This window comes from Lactobacillus sp. wkB10, from assembly GCF_000760615.1.
In the GTDB taxonomy this organism is placed as follows: domain Bacteria; phylum Bacillota; class Bacilli; order Lactobacillales; family Lactobacillaceae; genus Lactobacillus; species Lactobacillus huangpiensis.
Map to the genome: position 1 here is coordinate 1 of NZ_JRJB01000022.1, position 3,914 is coordinate 3,914.

The 3,914-nt window shown below is 32.9% G+C and carries 4 protein-coding genes; all 4 read right to left on the reverse strand.

The features are described from left to right. Positions 1–121: 121 nt before the first annotated feature. A complete protein-coding gene (locus LACWKB10_RS09585) occupies positions 122–1,207 on the reverse strand; it encodes an SLAP domain-containing protein (RefSeq protein ID WP_034981732.1) in 1,086 nt (361 codons plus the stop codon). A gap of 406 nt (positions 1,208–1,613) precedes the next feature. After that, positions 1,614–2,345: a lantibiotic ABC transporter permease gene (locus tag LACWKB10_RS09590; protein ID WP_034981735.1), complete on the reverse strand. Its 732-nt coding sequence runs from the start codon at positions 2,343–2,345 to the stop codon at positions 1,614–1,616. After that, the gene (locus LACWKB10_RS09595; protein WP_034981738.1) at positions 2,338–3,066 is read right to left on the reverse strand and encodes a hypothetical protein; all 729 of its coding nucleotides are present in this window, start codon (positions 3,064–3,066) and stop codon (positions 2,338–2,340) included. Before LACWKB10_RS09595 ends, LACWKB10_RS09590 begins: the two co-directional genes overlap by 8 nt. After that, complete coding sequence (locus tag LACWKB10_RS09600; RefSeq protein ID WP_034981741.1) at positions 3,059–3,763, reverse strand: lantibiotic protection ABC transporter ATP-binding subunit; 705 nt, start codon at positions 3,761–3,763, stop codon at positions 3,059–3,061. Before LACWKB10_RS09600 ends, LACWKB10_RS09595 begins: the two co-directional genes overlap by 8 nt. Positions 3,764–3,914 lie beyond the last annotated feature (151 nt).

Consider the following 3,914-nt stretch of genomic DNA (forward strand, 5'->3'; position numbering starts at 1 on the left):
TTTTGATTGTCTAATTTCTGCAATCAAAACAAGGAATCATATAATTTTATTCTGTGCCTTTCTTGATAATTAATGAAGGTAAAAAATGATAGGCTTAATTAGCCAAATATCTTAAAATGATTTATTTGGTCATTTTTTTCTTAGCGTTTTGCTGGGCTTCTTCTGCAGTATTACTCGGACTTAATTTAAGACCATCAATAAATTTAACATCTTTTTTCTTAACATAGCCATCACCAACATCTATTACAGAGGTTCCTCCTTCTCGTGAGGCAGAGGCGTAAAATTCATGGCCCTTCAAGTGGTAAAATAATTCAGCTTTCTTTTCAGCTGGTACCCAAATATAAAGCAATTTATTTACCTTTAAAAACCCACCTTGTTTTCTGATCTTTTGTCCGTGATGATCTTGCATAGTACCGTCTGCATTGTAAACATCTGTATTTTTATAAAACTTAATGTAAGAATAATGTTCAGAATCATAGTAATGTACAGGCATTTTCTTTTTGGCTTTAACTTCACTGCTCAGTAACCAATATTTTGTACCCTTAATATGATAAGTAAATATTTGGGGATCATCTTCATCTCCTCCATTATTTTCAGCATAGTCTACCGTAAATTTTGTACCCTTTTTGGCTTTCTTGGAATAAGTATCGTCTTTAATAAAATCATAAAGTCCAGCACCTTCTTTTGCAGTTACTTTCACAGTTGTTTCTTCTGTATTAGAACTAATAATCTTACTTAAGTTACTGGCTTTCACATATTGCTTTGTTGGTCCACCAATGCGGTAGTAACGTTGTCCGTTCTTAAATTTGAAGGAATTGCCATAAGTTGTTATTGTCTTGCCCTTTTTAAGCAAACGGGAGTCAGCCCTCCGAGAGCCTGTAGCGTAAACATAAGAGTTTCGTTTGACCTTGCGTTTAACACCGTCAATATTACTTGCCTTGATATATTGCTTTTTGCCTTTAATTTGATATGCGGGTGCAAACGGCTTAAAAGAAAATGGAATTGGTTGATCATCTAACTTAACCTGAGTGTAAGCTGCATATTTTCCTTTTACTTTATCACCGTACAAATCATAAGCCTGAGCATCGTGCATCACGGTTTTAATAATACTTTTAGCTTCTACAGTATTAGTTTGTTGGTTTAGCACCAGACTTGCAGAAATGCCCAATATAGCAACTGCTAAATAACGAAAAGGTTTTTTAGTCATATAATTTTTACTCCTTTCTCTTAAGACAGGCACTGTTGTTACTGCATCGCTCTTATTTCATAATAAGAATGCAAAATAAATGATAGCGCAAACATACTCGCTATAATTCATTCTGAACCTTTCTTAGTAATTAATGAAGGTAAAAAATGGTGGGCTTAATCAGGCAAATATCTTAATACTACAGGATGATAATTAATCTACAGCTTTTCTAATAAAAAGAGATACTTGATGGCTTTAAATCATTTGAGCATCCAGCAAACACATAAGTATCTGCATCCATAGCTGGATCAGATTGGGATAAAACAATGAAAAAAACCAAACAGTTTGTTCGCTGCTTGGTTCTTTTCATTTACTCTTTATCAACAAGATGTTTGACAAAGAACTCGTATTTATTTAATTGACATTTCTAATTTTGCCAGTTGTCGAACACTTTTATAATTAACAAAGTTATAACCATAGTTAAAATTAACGGAATAATCATTTCCCAAGCCGTCAGGGTCTGTACTTGACTGCTAATCGTAGCTTCCCAAAAAGTGATTAATCTTATTTGCCATGCCCAAGGAATCACGGGCCAGATAAAATCAAAAAGACTGGTAATGCTTAAGCCTGAGATTACAACACCAAAAAAGCCCAGAATCATGGCACCACCAACATTAAACCTTAATACTATCCATTGTGCTAGTTCGTATTGAATAAGACCGAAAAGTGCAAAAATAAAACTGGTTAGTAAAATTTTAATAAAGGATATATTATTTATCTGAAAAGCAAATCTTAAAATAAAGAAATAAATTAAACTCATTCCGATAATTTCAAAGAAATATAATAACCAATAATAAAATAGCTGCAGCCCAATAGTTAAGCCTTTTTTGCCAGGATTTGCCAACCAATTTTTACAATGACCAGCTTTTTCTTCGCGATCAAAAACCAGACTAATAACAATGCTAATAACTAGCGGAGAAATAAGCGCCAGCAATTCGTAAAAAGTTATTATCATAACGGATGAGTTTACAATGTTTTTTCTTGTACCATAATAAAATCCCATTAATAATGGATAAGCAATTAAAGTTAACAAATGTAAATATAATAAAAAACTCCGCTTAAGTTTAACGTTTTCTGACCGAAAAATATTTTTAATCATTTTTAATTACCTGCTTCTTAAATGATCTGGCAGCGAGATAACTGAGCAAAATGAAAAGCAGAATAGCTGCTGCTATAATCCAGTAGTTATTTGAACCTGCCACATTATGACTTAGAGGTAATCCGTTAATATTCATTTTTATTAGCGGTACTGGGAAAAGTTCAGACCAGGTAAATGGCCAAATTTTGCCAAGGAAATAACTATTTACTTCTATGCCGCTAAAAATTCCGGCAAAGGCCAATACAATAGTTACATATATATTAGTAAGGCGACTAAGCCAAAGATATAAAGGAATTTGCCAAAGATTAACTAACCAAATACCTAAGATTGCAAAAAAACATGAAATTAACGAGACACTGATTTCAGAAATAAAATAAAGCAAAATTACAAAAAGAGCTAAGAATAAAGAAGAAACTAATGTTAAAAGTGCAACGTGTAGAATTCTACCTAATTCATAATCAAATAAATTGTAAGGTGAGCTCAAAATCAACTTATAATTCGTGCTATTCTTCTCGTGTCGGTCAATCAGCCCAACGACCAAAGCAAGAAATAAGGGAAACCAAATGGTACTCCACTGATTAATGACACTTTGAATAGCATAACCAGTAGTGGCAAAAAGCACTGTCACTACAATTATTACTAAAAGAGGATAAAGCCACAATAACTGCCTGACAAGTGTTCTTTTTGTTTTTATCACTTCAATAGACAATGAGTTAAGCATTCGTTACACCAGCATTCATTAAAGTATCATTAAATAATTGTTCCAAATTTTCTGTATGATCTATAGTTTTTTCAAGCAAAAGCTGGCCTTTACCGATAATACCAATTTTATCGGCTAAACGCTCGACTTCAGAAAGCATATGACTAGAAATGATAATAGTAATGCCTTCTTTTTTAAAACTAGAAATCAAATTCCGCAATTGCTGAATGCCCAGTGGATCAAGTCCATTTGTCGGTTCATCCAAAATTAACAACTTGGGTTGACCAACTAGAGCTAATCCAATACCAAGTCTCTCTTTCATTCCCAGAGAAAAATTTTTTGTCAGTTTTTTCCCCGTATCGCTAATGCCTACTTTTTCCAGAATAGCTGATATTTCGCTTTCTTCGACTCCTCTTAAACGACAAACTACCTGGAGATTTTCAGCAGCCGTTAAATTTCCATAAAGAGGTGCATTTTCAATCAGGGAACCAATAGCAGATAAATCCGCTCTATACCAATCGTGACCAGCAAACGTAATAGTACCACTAGTAGCGGGTATGATTCCCGTTAAAATCTTCATTAATGTAGTCTTACCTGCGCCATTAGGTCCTAACAGACAATAGACCTGATTTTCTGGGACATGTAAGCTTATTTGATTGAGTACAACTTGATCTTTAAACTTTTTTGTTAGTCTATTTGTTACTATTAAATCAGACATGTTTTCCTCTTTTATAATAATTTTTGTTGTTAAAATATACTCAAATAGTTTTTAATGCCAAACTATATACAAGCAATTTAACAATATTAAAATCAACTCGTATAACATAATAAAGATGATTATATTATATATAAAAAAGCAGATCAATATA

Bases quoted from the DNA above. Each gene is read 5' to 3' on its own strand.
- LACWKB10_RS09585 (WP_034981732.1), bottom strand. From the start codon at position 1,207: ATGACTAAAAAACCTTTTCGTTATTTAGCAGTTGCTATATTGGGCATT.
- LACWKB10_RS09595 (WP_034981738.1), bottom strand. From the start codon at position 3,066: ATGCTTAACTCATTGTCTATTGAAGTGATAAAAACAAAAAGAACACTT.
- LACWKB10_RS09600 (WP_034981741.1), bottom strand. From the start codon at position 3,763: ATGTCTGATTTAATAGTAACAAATAGACTAACAAAAAAGTTTAAAGAT.
- LACWKB10_RS09590 (WP_034981735.1), bottom strand. From the start codon at position 2,345: ATGATTAAAAATATTTTTCGGTCAGAAAACGTTAAACTTAAGCGGAGT.